General features: G+C 62.8%; 15 protein-coding genes. 9 read left to right on the top strand and 6 right to left on the bottom strand.

What is annotated here, in order from left to right:
- Positions 1–101: 101 nt before the first annotated feature.
- The 3 genes from rpiA (at position 102) to gor (ending at position 2,926) form a co-directional block, all read left to right on the top strand.
- On the top strand, positions 102–797 hold the full coding sequence (rpiA, locus tag LB552_RS15280; RefSeq protein ID WP_224607807.1) for a ribose-5-phosphate isomerase RpiA: 696 nt from the start codon (positions 102–104) through the stop codon (positions 795–797).
- Between the two features lie 21 nt (positions 798–818).
- The gene (locus LB552_RS15275; protein ID WP_095765420.1) at positions 819–1,418 is read left to right on the top strand and encodes a DUF2059 domain-containing protein; all 600 of its coding nucleotides are present in this window, start codon (positions 819–821) and stop codon (positions 1,416–1,418) included.
- A gap of 119 nt (positions 1,419–1,537) precedes the next feature.
- On the top strand, positions 1,538–2,926 hold the full coding sequence (gene gor / locus LB552_RS15270) for a glutathione-disulfide reductase (protein ID WP_224607804.1): 1,389 nt from the start codon (positions 1,538–1,540) through the stop codon (positions 2,924–2,926).
- A gap of 54 nt (positions 2,927–2,980) precedes the next feature.
- On the opposite strand, the gene mgtE is transcribed toward gor, so the two are convergent.
- Both mgtE and LB552_RS15260 read right to left on the bottom strand, forming a co-directional pair.
- On the bottom strand, positions 2,981–4,345 hold the full coding sequence (mgtE, locus tag LB552_RS15265) for a magnesium transporter (protein WP_224607800.1): 1,365 nt from the start codon (positions 4,343–4,345) through the stop codon (positions 2,981–2,983).
- A 280-nt stretch (positions 4,346–4,625) separates the two neighbouring features.
- Positions 4,626–6,515, bottom strand: a complete 1,890-nt coding sequence (locus LB552_RS15260; protein WP_224607797.1) for an ABC transporter ATP-binding protein/permease — start codon at positions 6,513–6,515, stop codon at positions 4,626–4,628.
- Positions 6,516–6,890: 375 nt separating this feature from the next.
- On the opposite strand from LB552_RS15260, the gene LB552_RS15255 reads away from it, so the two are divergent.
- Positions 6,891–7,184, top strand: coding sequence for a hypothetical protein (locus LB552_RS15255; RefSeq protein ID WP_224607794.1), 294 nt, complete (start codon positions 6,891–6,893; stop codon positions 7,182–7,184).
- An 8-nt stretch (positions 7,185–7,192) separates the two neighbouring features.
- On the opposite strand, the gene LB552_RS15250 is transcribed toward LB552_RS15255, so the two are convergent.
- A complete protein-coding gene (locus LB552_RS15250) occupies positions 7,193–7,873 on the bottom strand; it encodes a DsbA family oxidoreductase (RefSeq protein WP_140843327.1) in 681 nt (226 codons plus the stop codon).
- A gap of 38 nt (positions 7,874–7,911) precedes the next feature.
- Complete coding sequence (locus tag LB552_RS15245; protein ID WP_224607791.1) at positions 7,912–9,732, bottom strand: extracellular solute-binding protein; 1,821 nt, start codon at positions 9,730–9,732, stop codon at positions 7,912–7,914.
- 294 nt (positions 9,733–10,026) lie between these two features.
- On the opposite strand from LB552_RS15245, the gene LB552_RS15240 reads away from it, so the two are divergent.
- The gene (locus tag LB552_RS15240) at positions 10,027–10,647 is read left to right on the top strand and encodes an invasion associated locus B family protein (protein WP_095765425.1); all 621 of its coding nucleotides are present in this window, start codon (positions 10,027–10,029) and stop codon (positions 10,645–10,647) included.
- A 95-nt stretch (positions 10,648–10,742) separates the two neighbouring features.
- On the opposite strand, the gene hspQ is transcribed toward LB552_RS15240, so the two are convergent.
- Together hspQ and LB552_RS15230 are read right to left on the bottom strand one after the other, a co-directional pair.
- Positions 10,743–11,066, bottom strand: coding sequence for a heat shock protein HspQ (gene hspQ, locus LB552_RS15235; RefSeq protein WP_040983419.1), 324 nt, complete (start codon positions 11,064–11,066; stop codon positions 10,743–10,745).
- Positions 11,067–11,298: 232 nt separating this feature from the next.
- Complete coding sequence (locus tag LB552_RS15230) at positions 11,299–12,510, bottom strand: UbiH/UbiF family hydroxylase (RefSeq protein ID WP_224607788.1); 1,212 nt, start codon at positions 12,508–12,510, stop codon at positions 11,299–11,301.
- Between the two features lie 101 nt (positions 12,511–12,611).
- On the opposite strand from LB552_RS15230, the gene LB552_RS15225 reads away from it, so the two are divergent.
- The 4 genes from LB552_RS15225 to LB552_RS15210 all read left to right on the top strand — a co-directional run bounded on the left by LB552_RS15225 (position 12,612) and on the right by LB552_RS15210 (position 16,056).
- On the top strand, positions 12,612–13,502 hold the full coding sequence (locus LB552_RS15225; RefSeq protein WP_224607785.1) for a DUF2182 domain-containing protein: 891 nt from the start codon (positions 12,612–12,614) through the stop codon (positions 13,500–13,502).
- An 11-nt stretch (positions 13,503–13,513) separates the two neighbouring features.
- Complete coding sequence (locus tag LB552_RS15220; RefSeq protein ID WP_224607782.1) at positions 13,514–14,128, top strand: DUF1326 domain-containing protein; 615 nt, start codon at positions 13,514–13,516, stop codon at positions 14,126–14,128.
- Positions 14,125–14,943: a phosphatidylcholine synthase gene (pcsA, locus tag LB552_RS15215; RefSeq protein ID WP_318012043.1), complete on the top strand. Its 819-nt coding sequence runs from the start codon at positions 14,125–14,127 to the stop codon at positions 14,941–14,943. The genes LB552_RS15220 and pcsA overlap by 4 nt, the downstream gene beginning before the upstream one ends.
- 135 nt (positions 14,944–15,078) lie before the next feature.
- Positions 15,079–16,056 carry a quinone oxidoreductase family protein gene (locus LB552_RS15210; protein ID WP_224607780.1) on the top strand — a complete coding sequence of 326 codons (978 nt, stop codon included), beginning with the start codon at positions 15,079–15,081 and terminating at the stop codon, positions 16,054–16,056.
- Positions 16,057–16,071 lie beyond the last annotated feature (15 nt).

Here is a 16,071-nt window from a genome sequence, read left to right as displayed (position 1 = left end):
AAGAAGCCTCGATCGGTCCACAGAGCCTTTGAGGGCGAGCCTTTGACGGGACAGGCAAAAATGCTAGGAGGCGCGCGAAACCGGCGAAATCGGGGCTCCCCATGGATGCAAGGCAGTTGAAGGTCGAGGCCGCGCGGGCAGCGCTCGCCCATGTCGGCAGCGGCATGCGGCTCGGCATCGGCACCGGCACCACGGCGGAAGAATTCGTGCGGCTGCTGGCCGAGAAGGTTGCGACCGGCCTCAAGGTCATCGGCGTGCCAACCTCCGAGCGCACAGCAGCGCTCTGCCGCGAGCTCGGCGTGCCGCTGTCTACACTGGAAGAAACGCCCGAGCTCGACCTCACCGTCGACGGCGCCGACGAGGTCGACCCGGAGCTGACCCTGATCAAGGGCGGCGGCGGCGCGCTGCTGCGCGAGAAGATCGTCGCGGCGGCGTCCGGGCGGATGATCGTGATTGCCGACAAATCCAAGATGGTCGAAACCCTCGGCCGGTTCCCGCTGCCGATCGAGGTCAACAAATTCGGCCTGCGCGCCACCGAGATCGCGGTACGCGCCGCCGCGGCAGGGCTAGGCCTTTCCGGCCCGGTTACATTGAGGATGACGGGAAGCCAGCCATTTGTTACAGACGGCGGCCACTTTATCCTCGATGCATCTTTTGGCCGCATTCCGGATACAAGAGCGCTGTCGAATGCTCTCTTCGCCGTTCCAGGCGTTGTCGAGCACGGTCTATTTATCGGGCTGGCGTCAACGGCCATCATCGCCGGCGGCGACGGTATCGAAACCGTCCATGCAGCCTGAAACCAGGGAGTTCTACCGACTATGATTTTGCCTAAACGAGTTCGCCGCTTTTCGACGCTTCTGGCGGCCTCGGCCGTCCTTGCGCTGTCGTCGCCGGTGTTTGCTCAGGACATCAGCGAATCGCATCTGAAGGCCGCGCGCGCGGCTGTCGCGGCGATCCATGCCACGGACTCGTTCGACAACATCCTGCCGCAGGCGGCCGGCGCGCTGGAGTCGCAGCTCATCCAGAAAAACCCCGACATGCAGGAACTGATCGGCAAGACCGTGACCGAGAAGGCGCTTGGCATGGCCTCGCGGCGCGCCGACCTGGAAAAGGAGGCGGCAATGGCCTATGCCAAGGTGTTCTCCGAGAAGGACCTCAACGATATCGCCGCCTTCTACAGCTCGGAGGCCGGCAAGAAGCTGCTGGATAGCGGGCCCGCGGTGACGCGCGACCTCGTCAAGGCTGCCGATATCTGGCAAAATGGCGTTGCCCGCGATCTCGCCCAGCAGGTCGGCGAGACGCTTGCGGCCGCCGCCAAGGCCAAGGCGCCGGCAGCGCCGGCGCCGGCCGCCACCGCGCCCGCCGATGGTTCCGCTCCGGCGGACAATTCGGCTCCGGCTGACGATTCGCAGAACTGATCGCTGTCAATCCGCCGACAGCGGCTGGACCACAAAGCCCGGGTTTGCCCGGGCTTTTCTTTTGCCGCTTGGCAGCCTACCTCTGAGCCCTGTCTTTCTCATTCGCAGGAGCCCAAGCGATGGCCGCTTATGACTATGATCTGTTCGTCATCGGCGGCGGCTCCGGCGGGGTAAGGGCGGCCCGGGTGGCGGCGGCTCTCGGCAAGCGCGTGGCCATCGCTGAGGAATACCGCTTCGGCGGCACCTGCGTCATTCGCGGCTGCGTGCCGAAGAAGCTCTACGTCTTTGCTTCGCAATTTCCCGAGCATTTCGCCGACGCCGCCGGCTATGGCTGGACGGTGCCCGAGGCGAGCTTCGACTGGTCGACGCTGGTCGCCAACAAGGACAAGGAGATCGCGCGGCTCGAAGCGATCTACAAGAAGAATGTCGAAGGCTCCGGCGGCGAGACCTTTCATTCACGCGCAGTGCTCGTCGACACGCACAGCATCTATCTGGTTGCCGAGGACCGCACGGTCAGCGCCGACCAGATCCTGATCGCCACAGGCGGGCGTCCGGCGCCACATCCGGCGCTGCCAGGCCATGAATATTGCATCTTCTCCAACGAGGCCTTCGATCTCAAGGAGCTGCCGAAGGCGATCATGATCGAGGGCGGCGGCTACATCGCCGTCGAATTCGCCAACATCTTCCACGGTCTGGGCGTCGACACCACGCTGGTCTATCGCGGCCAGGAGATTCTGAGCCGCTTCGACATGGATCTGCGCCGCTCGCTGCACGAGACAATGGAGAGGAAAGGCATCAGGATTCTTTGCCATGCGGTTTCGGAATCGGTGCGCAAGACACCGGAGGGCAAGCTGGACGTGCTGCTGTCTTCCGGCCAAACGCTGACGGTCGACCAGGTGATGCTGGCGATCGGGCGTATCCCCAATACCGAGAATATGGGCCTGGAAGGCGTCGGCGTCGAACTCGGCAAGACGGGCGCGATCGTCGTGGACAAATATTCGCGCACCAATGTCGATAACATCTGGGCGATCGGCGATGTCACGCATCGCGTGCAACTCACGCCAGTGGCGATCCACGAGGCGATGTGCTTCGTCGAGACGGCCTTCAAGGACAACCCGACAGCGCCGGACCACGACACCATTCCGACGGCTGTATTCTCGCAGCCGGAAATCGGCACTGTCGGCCTGTCGGAAGACGACGCAATCGAGCGCTATGCGGATGTCGAGATCTACCGCGCATCCTTCCGTCCGATGCGCCACACGCTGTCCGGCCGCGACGAGAAGATGCTGATCAAGCTGGTGGTCGACGGCGCATCCAGGAAGGTGATCGGCGCCCATATTCTGGGCCCCGATGCCGGCGAGATGGCGCAGCTTCTCGGAATTCCGCTGAAGGCTGGCCTGACCAAGGAGGACTTCGACCGCACCATGGCCGTGCATCCGACCGCGGCCGAGGAGCTGGTGACGATGTACAAGCCGACCTATCGCGTGAAGAACGGCGAACGGGTCTGACCGGATCGTGGGATGCGACGGCCGCCGGCGATGCCGGTGGCCGTCAAGATGCTTCTACAGAAGCGTGCCGCGCAGGATCATCAGCGCCACCGAGAAGTAGATGACCAGCCCGGTGACATCGACCAGCGTGGCGACGAACGGCGCCGAAGCGCTTGCCGGGTCGAAGCCGATGCGCTTCAGCGCGAAGGGCAGCATCGATCCCGACAGCGAGCCGAAGGTGACGATGCCGACGAGCGCCGCTCCTACCGTCGCCGCGATCAGCATCCAGTGCGGGCCGTAGTCGTAGAAGCCGAAATACTGCCAGAGCGCGATGCGGCAGATGCCGACGATGCCGAGGATCGAGCCGAGCACAAGGCCGGTCGGCAGCTCGCGCAAGGCCACCCGCCACCAGTCGCACAGCCCGATCTCGCGCAGCGCCAGCGCGCGGATGACGAGCGAGGTCGCCTGCGAGCCGGAGTTGCCGCCGGAGCTCATGATCAGCGGGATGAACAGCGTCAGCACGATCGCCTTCTCCAGCTCGCCTTCGTAGCTCTGCATGGCGTTGGCCGTCAGCATCTCGCTAAGGAACAGCGCGCAGAGCCAGCCGGCGCGCTTCTGGATTATGGCGAGGAAGCTCATCTTCATATAGGGCTCGTCCAGCGCCTCCATGCCGCCGAAGCGGTGCACATCCTCGGTCGTCTCCTCGATCATTGTGTCGATGATATCGTCGATGGTGACGATGCCGAGGAGCTTGCCGTGGTCGACGACAGGCAAGGCGAGCAGGTCGTATTTGGAGATTGTCTGCGCCAGGGTCTCGCGATCGGTGAGCGGCGTCACCGTCACCGGCATGCGATCGGGCGCCACCGACAGGATCGAATCCTCCGGATTGCCGGTGATCAGCCGGCGCAATCCGGTCGCCCGCAGTAAAAGATGCGTCTCCGGGTCGACGATGTAGATGGCGTAGATGGTTTCACGGCTGCGCTCGACCTTGCGGATGTAGTCGAGCGTGCGCCCAACGGTCCAGTCGGAAGGCACGCTGACGAATTCCGTCGTCATGATCGAGGCGGCGCTGCCTTCCGGATATCCCAGGATGGACAGCAGCGTCGCGCGCAGCGGCGGCGCCAAGGCGCCGAGCAGCTCCGAGCGGGCCGGCTCGTCCAGCTCGCGCAGGATGTCGGCGGCGCGGTCGACCGACATGGCAGTCAGGAGCTTGCTCGCCTTCAGGCGCGGCAGGGCCTCGGCAAGCTCGGGTGCTGCTTCGAGCTCAGGCTGGTCGAAAATCTCAACCAGCCGCTCGAACGGCACGGCGCAGAGCAGCTCGATCGCCGTCTCGCGGGATTCATGGTTGAGGGCTTCAACGACGTCGGCGACGTGATCGTTGGCAAGAACACGGGCGACGGCGATTGCTTCGTCGTCCAATACGGGGGCGAATTCGTTCATGGCTCACTCCTTGCCGTCCGGCAGGACGTGAGCCGTCGGGTCACGTCAGGGCGGACGGCGGTTGCGTTCGACTGTGACTGTCGCCAGGCATGGCGGGTTGACCTTTCTGCTCGCGGGGTTCGAGTTTGAATTTGGCGAGCGGGCGCAACATAGGAGCGGTTTTTGCCGAGTCAATCGCGAAGGGCGCCGAAAAGGGACGCGGGCAGGCCGGATCGCGAGACTGTGATCGAAGACAGACCAAGCGGGACTACGGTCGCCGGTCAAGGGCTTGGTAGGACTGCTATTTCTGCTTCAGCCGGCGGAAGCGCAGCCACTTTTCCTCGACCGGCCGAGGCTGGGCGAGAATGGTGGTGAGCTCGCGCGGCAGGCTGGGCGCAAGCGGCTTCTTGGTGGCCACGCCGTCGGCAATCGAAACCACGCTGTGGTAGAACTCCTCACCGGACAGCGAGCGCGGCGCCACCGCCTCGTGCATGACGCTGATCACGGTGACGTTCGGGCAATTGTCCTTGATCGCCTGGTGGAAGGCGATCTTACCTTCGGGATCAAGCGCGCCGGTCGCTTCGTCGAGGAACAGAAGTCCCGGCTGCTGCAGGATGATGCGCGCGACCACCAGCTTCTGCTTCTGGCCGCCCGAAAGCACCTGGTCCCAGATCTTGCCCTCGCGGCTCTCGTCGGCCAGCTGCCCGATGAAGTCGCCGAGGCCGGCCTTGTGCAGGGCCGCGGCAACCTGCGTGTCGCTGTGATCGCTCTCTGAACCCGGCAGGCAGACGAGCTGCTTCAGCGAGACCTGCTGCAGCTTTACCTCCTGAGCGGCGTAGAAGCTCGTCACGCCCTCCGGGAAGACGATGGTGCCGCGGCCATATGGCCACAGGCCGTTGATAGCCTTGATCAGCGAAGTCTTGCCGCAGCCGGATTCGCCCTTGAGGAAGGTCCATTCGCCGCGGCGGAAGCGCAGATTGGCGGCGCTGAGGAAAGGCGTCGCGTCCTCGCCCTGATGCGCCAGCTCCAGCTTCTGGATGGTCAGGCCGAACACCGGGTTCTGGGTGGCGTAGCCGAAGTCGGAGCGGCCGGTCTGCTGATAGAATTCGCGCGGGTGCTGAACGTCCTCGATGGCGTCGGCGAGCTCGGTGACGCGCTGGCTGTTGGCCCTGAGCGTCGCGATCGCCGGCATCACATGGATGAACCACGAGCACTGGCTGATCAACTGGGCGACCATTTCGGAGCCGGTGATGTAGCCTTTGTAGTCGAGACGGTTGTGGATGAACGACACGAGGCCCGGGGCGTAGGCAACGATTCGGGCGCCGACGAAATTGTAGATCAGCTCGAACGACGTGTAGCTGGTGTTGACGATATTGAGTCGCCCCCACGTCTTGTCGATGTCGACATAGAGCCTGTCATGCATCGACTTTTGCACGCCCTCGCCATGTGAGGCGGCGACGTGGAAGCTGCGGCGCAGGAATGTCGTCAGTTCGCTGCGGTAGCTGCCCTCGGCCTGCTGCATGCGCACGTTGAGCCGCTCGAGCAGCCGCCCGAGCTTGACGGCGATCCAGGTGTTCAGCGGCACGTAGATGGCGACGGCGAGGAAAGCCAGCACCGCGGTGCCGTAGCCGCCGAGGAATTCCAGGCCCTTGACCTCGACCGAGGACCCGATCAGGTTTTCGCCGATGAAATAGAGCGAAGTCGCGACACCCAGCACGCCCATGGCAAGCCCGATGGCGCCGCCGGTCATGTCCTTGATGGATTCCTGGATGCGCTGGTCGATGTTGTCCGGAGCGACGATGCCGCCGGCCGCCGAGCCGTGCTGCGCATGAAAATGGGTATGGTTGCCGTCGAGCAGCGCCTGGTTGAACTGGCTGTTCAGCCAGCCCCGCCATTTGCGGTGCAAGGTCGTTGAAACGAGATTGCGCACGCCGGTGAAGCCGGCATCCTTCAGCACGACCAGCAGCACCAATATGCCGGCATTGGTCAGAATGGTCTGCAACGGGTGGGTGTTGGCGGCGTCGTGGAGGAAGGCGATCGAATTGCCCAACTCGCCCAGTGCCAAGGCGAACCAGACGCCAGCCTTGCTGGACAACGCCGTCAGCAGCGCGATGACGAATGTGAGGGTCCAGGCTTCCTTCCACCGGTCGGAGAACCAGTAGGCTCGCATCAGCCCCCAGAATGTGCGCATCGACGATACCGGCGTCAGCGACGAGGTCTTCGCCTCGTTGGATGTTTGCTCCGGTACTGTTCGTTGCGGTCTACCGACCCCAGTCACGATCCCGCCCAAACCTTTCTTAGTTTTGTTACACAGGGTAACACCAATTGATCATTTTCCATTAATTTTCTGCCAGGGAATGTGAACAGGGTTACTCGCCGTGGCATCAGGGCAACAGAAAGGCTGCGCCGGATGATCGCTACTCGCGGCGATTTCATCTTGTATTTCAGTTTGCTAGAGCTGTTTTTGCCAGCCGGCGGCAACCTTCCCTAAGGGAAGTGGAAAACACGGGTTTGTGAATGAAAAAGAAGTGTCCGCAGGCCGCGATGGCTAATGGCGGTGACCGGAATGACCGAAAATTTGCCGCCCGTGAGCTACTCAGGGTTTACCCGATTCGTCCTTTCCGGAGGCGCTGAAATGGCCGGAAATGGTCTTGCTGGCAGCGTCGTATCTGTCGAAGACGATCTCGCCGCTGCCGAAACGGACATGGCCTTCCGGCGATCAGGGCTGTTGCGGCGAGCTGACCAAGCTTGGCTAAGGCAACAGCTTCTTCCTGAGCAAAGCCAAAGCGACCGCGAAAACAGGAGGACAATTTTCAGGAAAGCGCGCGGCGGTCAGGTCGGCGGCTACGGATCGCGCTGACGGAACATTCAGTTCGCGGTTTCGAGCTCGCCGCGCGCCTTGGCCTGGGCCACCTGGCGGATGGCGTCGGCAAGCGTGTCGGCATCCTGCGCGCCCATCACGGCATATTTGCCTTCGAGCAGGAAGCAGGGCACGCCGGTGATGCCCATGCGCGAAGCGGTGGCGATCTCGTTGCGGACGGCCTCAACATCGGCGTCGGTCGGCAGCAGCGTCTCGACCACCGACGCATCCATGCCGGCCTCGCCGGCGGCCGTAACCAACACGGCATGGTCGCCGATGTTCACGCCTTCCTCGAAATTCAGCTGGAAGAGGCGGCGCACCAGCCGGTTCTGCACGTCTTCGCCGGCTGCGCCCGCCCAGCGGATGACGCGGTGCGCGTCGAGGGTGTTCGGCGCGACCTTGATGGCGCCAAAGGCAAAGCTGATGCCCTCGGCTTCGCCGAGCGGCTCGATGCGCGCGTGGATCTGATGGATACGCTCCTCGCTGCCGAACTTGCCGAGCATGTATTGGCGGCGATCCATGCCGGCTGGCGGGATGGTCGGATCGAGCTGGAATGGCCGCCAGCGCACGCGCACGTCGATGTCGCTTGCAGAAGCGATGGCCTTGTCCAGCCGCTTCTGGCCGATGAAGCACCAGGGGCAGACGACATCGGACACAACATCGACGGTGATGGTGTTCTTGGCGCTCATGCTCGTCTCCTGTTTGGTCTCTGCCGGTCGGGCCTGCCTCAGTTGGGCTTTCGCCACCAGGTCGGCAGCTGGTAGCCGAATATGGGGGTCTTTTGCGGATGTTCCAGATAGCTCCAGTAAGCGACCCATTGCTGCGTGTTGTACTGCATCGGCACCATGTAGCTGCCTGAGATCAGCAGCCGGTCGAGCACGCGCACCGCGGCGACATAGTCTTCCTTGGTGCGGGCGTTCAGCATCGCGTCGATCGCGGCGTCGATCGCCGGATCGGCGACGCCGGCGAGGTTGAACGATCCTTCCGTTTTCGCGGCGACCGATCCCCAGCGGCCGACCTGCTCGCTGCCGGGCGACAGCGAATTGCTGAAGCCGCTCGTCCCGATCAGAACCTCGAAGTCGAAACGCTGCTTGCGCGACTGGATCTGGTCGCCGTCGAGGGTGCGGATGCCGACGCCGATACCGATCTTTTCCAGTGTGCGCTGATAGACGGCCGCCAGCCGCTCTTCGTCTTGCGACGAGGTCAGGATCTCGAAGCCGAACCGGTTTCCCTGCGGATCGAGCATCTTGCCGTCCTGGACGTGGAAGCCGGCGCTCTTCAACAAGTCGAAGGCGGCTTTGAGCACCTTGCGGTCCTGGCCTGAACCATCCGTCACGGGTGGGCGCCAAGTGCCGTCCATCACGTCGGGCGGCACGCGGCCGGGGTAGGGCGCAAGCAGCGCCTTTTCGCGATCGCCCGCGGGGTGGCCGAGCGCCGAAAGCTCGGAATTCTGCCAATAGCTCATGGTGCGGTTGAACTTGCCGCCGAACAGATTCTTGTTCGTCCATTCGAAATCGTAGAGCATGCCGAGCGCGCGGCGGACGACGGGATCGGCGAATTTGGGCAGCCGGGTGTTGAACAGAAAGCCGGTCACAACCGGGGGAATGCCGGTGGTGAAATATTCTTCCTTCACATCACCCTTTCGGAAGGCTGGAAAGTCGATGTCGCGCTCACGCTTGACCGGATCGGTCTCGTCATCGAGAGCGCAAATTCCTTTCTTGAATGCTTCCGTCTTGGCGTTGGCGTTGAGAAAATACTCGATCGTGACCTGATCGAAATTGTCGAAGCCGCGCTTCGACGGAATGTCTTTGCCCCAGTAATGCGGATTCCGCTTGAAGACGATACGCTGCCCCGGCAGCACCTTGTCCACGGTGTAGGGACCGCTGCCGATCAGCGGCTTCAGCGTGGTCTTGTCGAACGTGTCCTTGTCGAAGGCGTGCTTGGGGACGATCGGCGTCAGCGCGACGATCAGCGGGAATTCGCGATTGGCCTTGTCGTTGAAGGTGAACTTCACGCTGTGCCCGCCGGTCTTCTCCAGCTTGGCGATCATGCTCATGCGGTCGCTGTAGGGCGGGCGGCCCTTCGCGGCGAAGACGTCGTAGGTGAACAGCACGTCCTCCGGCGTCACCGGCTGGCCGTCCGACCATTTTGCATTGGGGTTCAGATGGAACTCGATGCTCTTTCGCTCCGGGTCCATATCGGCGCTATCGGCAAGCAGCCCGTAGAGGCTGAAGGGCTCGTCATAGTTTCGCTGCATCAGCGGCTCGAAGACGAGATTGCCGTAAACCGTATCGATCATCCCGCGCGCTGTGGTGCGCAGGCTTTTCAGGATAAAGGGATTGAGGTTGTCGAAGGAGCCGACGACGCAATAAGTGACGCTGCCGCCTTTCGGCGCGACCGGATTGACGTAGTCGAAATGCTGATAATCGGGCGGCAGCGCCGGCTCGCCTTGCATGGCTAAGCCGTGCTTCGGCTCCGACTGTGCAGGAAGGAGCGAAAGAGCCAGAAACGAGGTCGCGGCGATCAGCCGGACGAGAACGCGGTCCATGACCGTCTCCTTGCCGGACGGCTTTGTGATTCGCCATGCACCCTAGAGCATTTCGCTATCCGATTGAATCGGCGCGCCAATGGGAATCGGGTTCCGCCGCTCCAGCGCCGATCGATGCTTGCCCTGGGGCATCGAACCGCGAAGAAATCGCGGAAACCGGGCTGGATTCGATGTCGCTGGCAGTGTAACACGCGCTCCGAAGTCATCCTGTTGCCTCATTTGGGCAACAGGTAGCTGGACCACACGGCACGAAGAAGCCGGTCCCCGGGATCATTTGAGAGGAAAGTGCACCATATGACGATCAACGCGTACCGCCTTTCGGTGCTGGCCGCAGGCGTGGTCGGCGTTCTGGGCGCCGGGCTTTTCACCGCCTCGGCCCAACAGCAGCCGCAGATCCCGCAGGGCTGGTTCAAGGCCTGCACCAAGCAGGAAGACGTTGACATTTGCAATGTGCAGAACATCGTCACGGCCGGCAACGGCCAGCTCGTCACCGGCGTCAGCCTGATCGAGCTCAAGGGCAAGGTGAACCGCAAGGTCTTCCAGGTCACGGTGCCGACCGGCCGCCTCGTGCCTCCCGGAATTGCGCTGCAGATCGATGCCGGCAAGGCGCAGAAGCTGGACTATGTGATCTGCTTCCCGGATCGTTGCGTGGCGGAAGTGCCGCTGAGCGACCAGCTCGTCGCTTCCTTCAAGAAGGGGCAGGGCATCACGCTCACCTCGATCAACTTCCAGAACCAGCCGAACCCGATCAAGATCGCGCTCACCGGCTTCAGCGGCGCCTATGACGGCCCGCCGCTGCAGCAGTCGGACATCGAGGACCGGCAGAAAAAGCTGCAGGACTTCGTCGCCAAGAACAATCAGGACTTCGCCAAGAAGCTCAAGGACGAGCAGGACAAGGCCAAGACCGCAAACTGATCGCGCGAGCGCGTTTCTCGGAAACAAAAGCGGGGCAAATGCCCCGCTTTTTTATTGCCCCGCGCCGCGCGCCCTAGGCGACGTTCGTTAGCGCTTCAGTGCTTCGACTGGCGCTTCGGCTCGTATCGGCCGTCCGGCAGCTTGTCGAACATCTCGCCGATCTGCGGATGCCGCACCGGCTCGCCCGACCGGTCCTCGAGCAGGTTCTGCTCGGACACATAGGCGATGTACTCAGTCTCTGAATTTTCCGCCAGAAGATGGTAGAAAGGCTGGTCCTTGCGCGGACGCACGTCGGCCGGAATAGCCTCGTACCATTCCTCTGTGTTGGCGAATTCGGGATCGACGTCGAAGATCACGCCGCGGAATGGAAACAGCCTGTGGCGAACCACTTGCCCGATCGAGAATTTGGCCGTTTTCATCACATTCACCACTTAGGGTCCGAGGCGCCTGTCGTGGCTGCGCGCAAGGCGCCTAAGGCCTTGAATTTACACATCACCCGGCCAAAAATCGACCCCGACTTTCGGCTGGTGCCTATTTGGCGCAGACGCGGCCGCAGTTCAATAGCCAACTGCTTGGCTGAAGCAACGGGTTAGCCCGCGCGGGAGTTTTCCGCCTGAGCGAAAAAATTCCGGCATCATCGGCCTTGGAATACTACCGGCCGACTTCTTTTCTTAGGCCGCCGGCAATGGCGCGAAAGCCGCTGCCCGGCCGCAGCCCCTCGCGCATGAAGAAGGCGCGCAGCGGCGCGAAGCCGCCAAGCGCACTAAGGCCGGCGCTGCGCGCCAGCTGCGCCGGCAGCATGTCGGACAAGAGCGACATGTTGAGCAGGTTCACGGCGCCGCTGCGCGCCCAAATGTCAGGCCGGCGCCTCGTGTCATAGGCGGCAAGGCTTCGGCGCGATCCTGGATCATTGCTGTTTTCACTCGCGATTCCAATCAGATCGTCGATATCCCTGATGCCGAGGTTGAGGCCTTGCGCGCCGATCGGCGGAAACACATGCGCTGCCTCGCCGACCAGGGCCACGCGGTTTTGCGCGAAGCGACCGGGCGAAGCGGCCGACAAAGGATAGACCTGGCGGCCCGGCTCGACAGAGACCCGGCCAAGCATCGATTGCATCTGCTCCTCGATACGCCCCGACAAGATTGCATCGTCGAGCGCGGCAAGCTCCCGCGCGGTCTCCGGCCTCACCACCCACACAAGGCTCGAGCGCCTGCCGGGCAGCGGCACCTGCGTGAACGGCCCTGTCTCGGTATGGAACTCGGTTGAAACGAAGCCGTGCTCGCTGCGGTGGCCGAAATTGAGCACAAGCGCCGACTGTGGATAGGGACGCGCAAAGGCGCGAATGCCGGCGGCTTCCCGCGCCAGCGACAGGCGTCCGTCGGCGGCGACAGCAAGCGATGCTGAGAGTTCGCTGCCGTCGGCCAGCCGGGCATGGGCCCGATCGGCGTCCAGGCGCCATGACTCGACGGTGGATTTCAGCCAGTGAATGCGATCATGAGCTGAAACCGCCTTGGCAAGAATTGTGATCAGGGCCTTGTTCGGCAGATTGAGCCCGAATTGTTCCTCGCCGATCTCGCTGGCGCGGAAGGTCACGGTTGGACTGCGGATCAGCCGCCTTGTGGCATCGACGATGCGCATCACCTTGAGCGCCGCGGCCTGCGGCCTCAGTTCGGCAAGGATGCCCAGTCGTTCAAGGACTTTCAGGGCGGGGTTCATGAGGGCGGTGGTGCGGCCGTCGGCGGTGTTGGCCTCAGGGCCGACCAGCGTCACTTCGAAGCCGGCCTCGGCGAAGCCGAGCGCGGCGATCAAGCCGGCCGGACCGCTGCCGGCAACCAGGATGCGGGCTTTGTCGTTGTGCTCCACGCCAGGCTTCCACAATGCGAGGCGACCCGTCGGGCCTTTGTCCGGATATAGGGCAGATTGGCCGGCTTGATCAACGCGGCGATTCAGCCCATTCGATTGCCATGAGCGGCGAGCAGCATGATTTCAGTCATCTCGACCGCGCCGGCCGCGCCACGGCTGGCGTGGCGCGCAGCCCGCGCCTCGCAGTCATGCTCACGATCGGTATCGGCATCGCCCTTGCGTGGTTGCTTCTCGGCGCAATGGCGATACGCGGCGCTGAAGGCAACCCCGTGGGCGCCCCCGGCGATATGCTGCTGAAAAATCTGCCGGGCCTGCCGTTGCCGGATTTTCTCGACCGGTTCTTCGCTCTTTGCCTCGCGCCGGCGCCGCTTGCCGGCATGGCCGGCCTGCAAGCGCCGGCGCTTGTGCTGATGTGGTTCCTGATGGCCGTGGCGACGATGCTGCCTTCGGCGGCGCCGCTGATCCGCACCTATTGCGAAATCGCCGATACTGCGAAGATCAAGGGAGAGCCGGTCGTTCATCCGCTGGTGCTTGTCGCCGGATACCTCGCCACATGGCTCGGCGCATCCGTGGGTTTCAGCGTGCTGACGCTCGCGGTGTACGCCTTTGCCGGTTCCGGCCGGATGCTCGACCCCGCCGTCGGGCTTGCCGGCGCTATCGCGCTGCTTGTCGCCGGCCTCTATCAATTCAGCGGCCTGAAACAGGCGTGCCTGGAAAAGTGCCGCAATCCGTTCTCGATCCTGTTCGCCAGGTGGAGCGCGAAACCAGGCCGCATCTTCCGGCTCGGCTTGGAACAGGGCGTCTGGTGCCTCGGTTGCTGCTGGGCGCTGATGCTGGTGATGTTTGCCGTCGGGGCGATGAACGTCTTCTGGATGGCGCTGATCGGCCTGTTCACGCTGATCGAAAAACAGACCGCCGGCAGGGTGGCCAGCCGTGTTGCCGGTGCGATACTGCTTGTGTGGGCGGCTGCCCTGCTATTAGTTTCGGCGTGAGGGAGAATTCGATGACCGACAAAAGCTGGGCAATGAAAGGGGAGCTGGTACTCTCCTGCAATTGCACGGTTTTCTGTCCCTGCGTGCTGTCGCTTGGCAGCCATCCGCCGACCGAGGGCTATTGCCAGACATGGGCAGGCTTCCGCATCGATGCGGGCCATTTTGGCGAGGTCGAATTGTCGGGCCTCAATCTCGGCCTGATCATGGAAATTCCCGGCTATATGAGCCGCGGCAACTGGACGGCCGGCCTGTTCATCGACAAGCGCGCGTCGATCTATGCGGCGAAGGCGCTGACCAAGATTTTCACCGGCAAGGCCGGCGGCACCACCTCGCTGTTGTCGATCCTCGTCGGGAAATTCCTCGGCGTCGAGCAGGTGCCGATCACCTACGAGACGCACGACAAGACGCGCGTCTTCCAGATTCCCAAGGTTATCGACGGCGCAGTGACGCCCATTCCTGGTAAGGACCGTGAGAAAGATACGGTGATCGCCAATTCGGAATATTGGATCGCGCCGGAAATCATCGTGGCGAAGTCCGACAAGAGCAAGATGCGCGCCTTCGGCCGCAACTGGAATTTCGCCGGCCGCTCGGCCGAAATCTGCAAGCTGGACTGGCGGGGACCGTGAGCAAGAACACAAGGGCCGGCAAGGCAGCAAAGAAGATCGCGCAACGGATCCCATTGCCGAAGAAGAAGGTGACGTGGCCGCAGGCGCGCGCGTTCTCCGTGCATCTGCTCACCGCGTCGGGATCGTTCCTTGCCTTCCTGTCGCTGGCCGCGGCGAGCGAGCAACGCTGGACGGCGATGTTCTGGTGGCTGGGGCTGGCGCTTTTCGTCGATGGTATCGACGGCCCGATCGCCAGGAAGCTCGAGGTCAAGGAAATCCTGCCGACATGGTCGGGAGAGCTCCTCGACAACATTATCGACTACGTCACCTACGTGCTCATTCCGGCCTTCGCGCTCTATCAGCGCGGCTTCATGGGCGAGAATCTGTCCTTCCTGTCGGCGGCCATCATCGTGGTCTCCAGCGCGATCTACTATGCCGACACCGGCATGAAGACGAAGGAGAACTTCTTCAAAGGGTTTCCCGTCGTCTGGAACATGGTGGTGTTCACGCTCTTCGTCATCGAGCCTGGGCAATGGGTGTCTTTCGCGGTGGTGGTGGTTGCCGGCATTTTGACCTTCATGCCGATCAACTTCATCCATCCGGTGCGTGTCGTGCGGCTGAGACCGGTCAATCTCTTTATGACGCTTTTGTGGTGCGCCTTTGGCGCGCTGGCGCTGGCGCAGGCAGCACTTGCCGCCTTCTATGACAAGATCGGCGTGCTGGGAGAGCAGGTCAGCAACTTCACCAAGATCGGCATCACGATCACCGGCCTCTATCTCGCCTGCATCGGAGGCATCATGCAGATGTTTCCCAATCTGGGCGCCAAGAAGTCCTGATCCTGGATCAGGATATTTTTGGCTGAATGGTCATCCTGGCCCTAGCTGTATATCGGCATGATTTTCCGAAAGTCGGTTCTCCCTTTCGCAATCATGTTTCCAGATTTGTGCACTTACCCTTCAGAGAGCTGAGCGATGTCCAAGGCAATCCGCATCCACGCCCATGGCGGCCCCGAAGTCCTGGCCTATGAAGACGCCGACCCCGGCCAGCCGGGAGAAGGCCAGATCCTGGTCCGGCACACGGCAATCGGCCTCAACTTCATCGACGTCTACTATCGCTCCGGGCTTTATCCGCCACTCGGCGGTTTTCCGCTGATCCCAGGCGGCGAGGCAGCGGGCGTCGTGCTGGCGCTCGGCCCCGGCGTCGACTGGCTGAAGCCCGGCGACCGCATCGCCTATGCCGTCAATGTCGGGGCTTACGCTGAGCAACGGGTGATCGCGGCCGACCGTGTGGTCAAAGTGCCGGACGGTATCGGCGACGAGCAAGCGGCGGCGATGATGCTGAAGGGCATGACGGCCGAATACCTCTTGCGCCGCACCTTTCCCGTCAAGGCCGGTGACACGATCCTCTACCACGCAGCCGCCGGCGGCGTCGGCCTGATCCTCGGGCAATGGGCAAAGCATCTCGGCGCGACCGTGATCGGCACCGCGAGTTCCGCCGACAAGATCGAGCTTGCGCGGGCGCACGGCTTCGATCACGTCATCAACTACAAAGAGCAGGATTTCGTCGCCGGCGTCGAGGCGCTGACGGGCGGGAAGAAATGCGACGTCGTCTACGATTCCGTCGGCGCCGACACTTTTCCGGCATCGCTCGATTGCCTGCGGCCGCTCGGCATGTTCGTCAGCTTCGGCCAGTCGTCGGGGCCGATCCCGCCTTTCTCGATATCGCTGCTGGCGCAGAAAGGCTCGCTCTATGCGACGCGGCCGACGCTCTTTGTCTACAATACCAGGCGCGAGGATCTGGTGAAGTCGGCCGAAGCGCTTTTCGACGTGGTCAAGAGCGGCGCCGTCGAGATCAAGATCAATCAGCGCTATGCGCTGAAGGATGCCGCAAAAGCGCAGGCTGATCTCGAAGCCCGCAAGACGACGGGAACGACCGTCCTCATTCCCTAAAGCGCTTCACGGAAG

The sequence above is a fragment of the Mesorhizobium sp. CA7 genome (genome assembly GCF_020165015.1).
Taxonomy (GTDB): domain Bacteria; phylum Pseudomonadota; class Alphaproteobacteria; order Rhizobiales; family Rhizobiaceae; genus Mesorhizobium.
Note: the sequence above shows the minus strand (reverse complement) of the source record. Positions and strands in the feature narration are given on the sequence as shown.

What these genes read in the sequence shown, in the direction of transcription:
- rpiA (WP_224607807.1), top strand. Translation starts at nt 102, where the DNA reads ATGGATGCAAGGCAGTTGAAGGTCGAGGCCGCGCGGGCAGCGCTCGCC.
- LB552_RS15275 (WP_095765420.1), top strand. Translation starts at nt 819, where the DNA reads ATGATTTTGCCTAAACGAGTTCGCCGCTTTTCGACGCTTCTGGCGGCC.
- gor (WP_224607804.1), top strand. Translation starts at nt 1,538, where the DNA reads ATGGCCGCTTATGACTATGATCTGTTCGTCATCGGCGGCGGCTCCGGC.
- mgtE (WP_224607800.1), bottom strand. Translation starts at nt 4,345, where the DNA reads ATGAACGAATTCGCCCCCGTATTGGACGACGAAGCAATCGCCGTCGCC.
- LB552_RS15260 (WP_224607797.1), bottom strand. Translation starts at nt 6,515, where the DNA reads ATGCGCACATTCTGGGGGCTGATGCGAGCCTACTGGTTCTCCGACCGG.
- LB552_RS15255 (WP_224607794.1), top strand. Translation starts at nt 6,891, where the DNA reads ATGACCGAAAATTTGCCGCCCGTGAGCTACTCAGGGTTTACCCGATTC.
- LB552_RS15250 (WP_140843327.1), bottom strand. Translation starts at nt 7,873, where the DNA reads ATGAGCGCCAAGAACACCATCACCGTCGATGTTGTGTCCGATGTCGTC.
- LB552_RS15245 (WP_224607791.1), bottom strand. Translation starts at nt 9,732, where the DNA reads ATGGACCGCGTTCTCGTCCGGCTGATCGCCGCGACCTCGTTTCTGGCT.
- LB552_RS15240 (WP_095765425.1), top strand. Translation starts at nt 10,027, where the DNA reads ATGACGATCAACGCGTACCGCCTTTCGGTGCTGGCCGCAGGCGTGGTC.
- hspQ (WP_040983419.1), bottom strand. Translation starts at nt 11,066, where the DNA reads ATGAAAACGGCCAAATTCTCGATCGGGCAAGTGGTTCGCCACAGGCTG.
- LB552_RS15225 (WP_224607785.1), top strand. Translation starts at nt 12,612, where the DNA reads ATGAGCGGCGAGCAGCATGATTTCAGTCATCTCGACCGCGCCGGCCGC.
- LB552_RS15220 (WP_224607782.1), top strand. Translation starts at nt 13,514, where the DNA reads ATGACCGACAAAAGCTGGGCAATGAAAGGGGAGCTGGTACTCTCCTGC.
- LB552_RS15210 (WP_224607780.1), top strand. Translation starts at nt 15,079, where the DNA reads ATGTCCAAGGCAATCCGCATCCACGCCCATGGCGGCCCCGAAGTCCTG.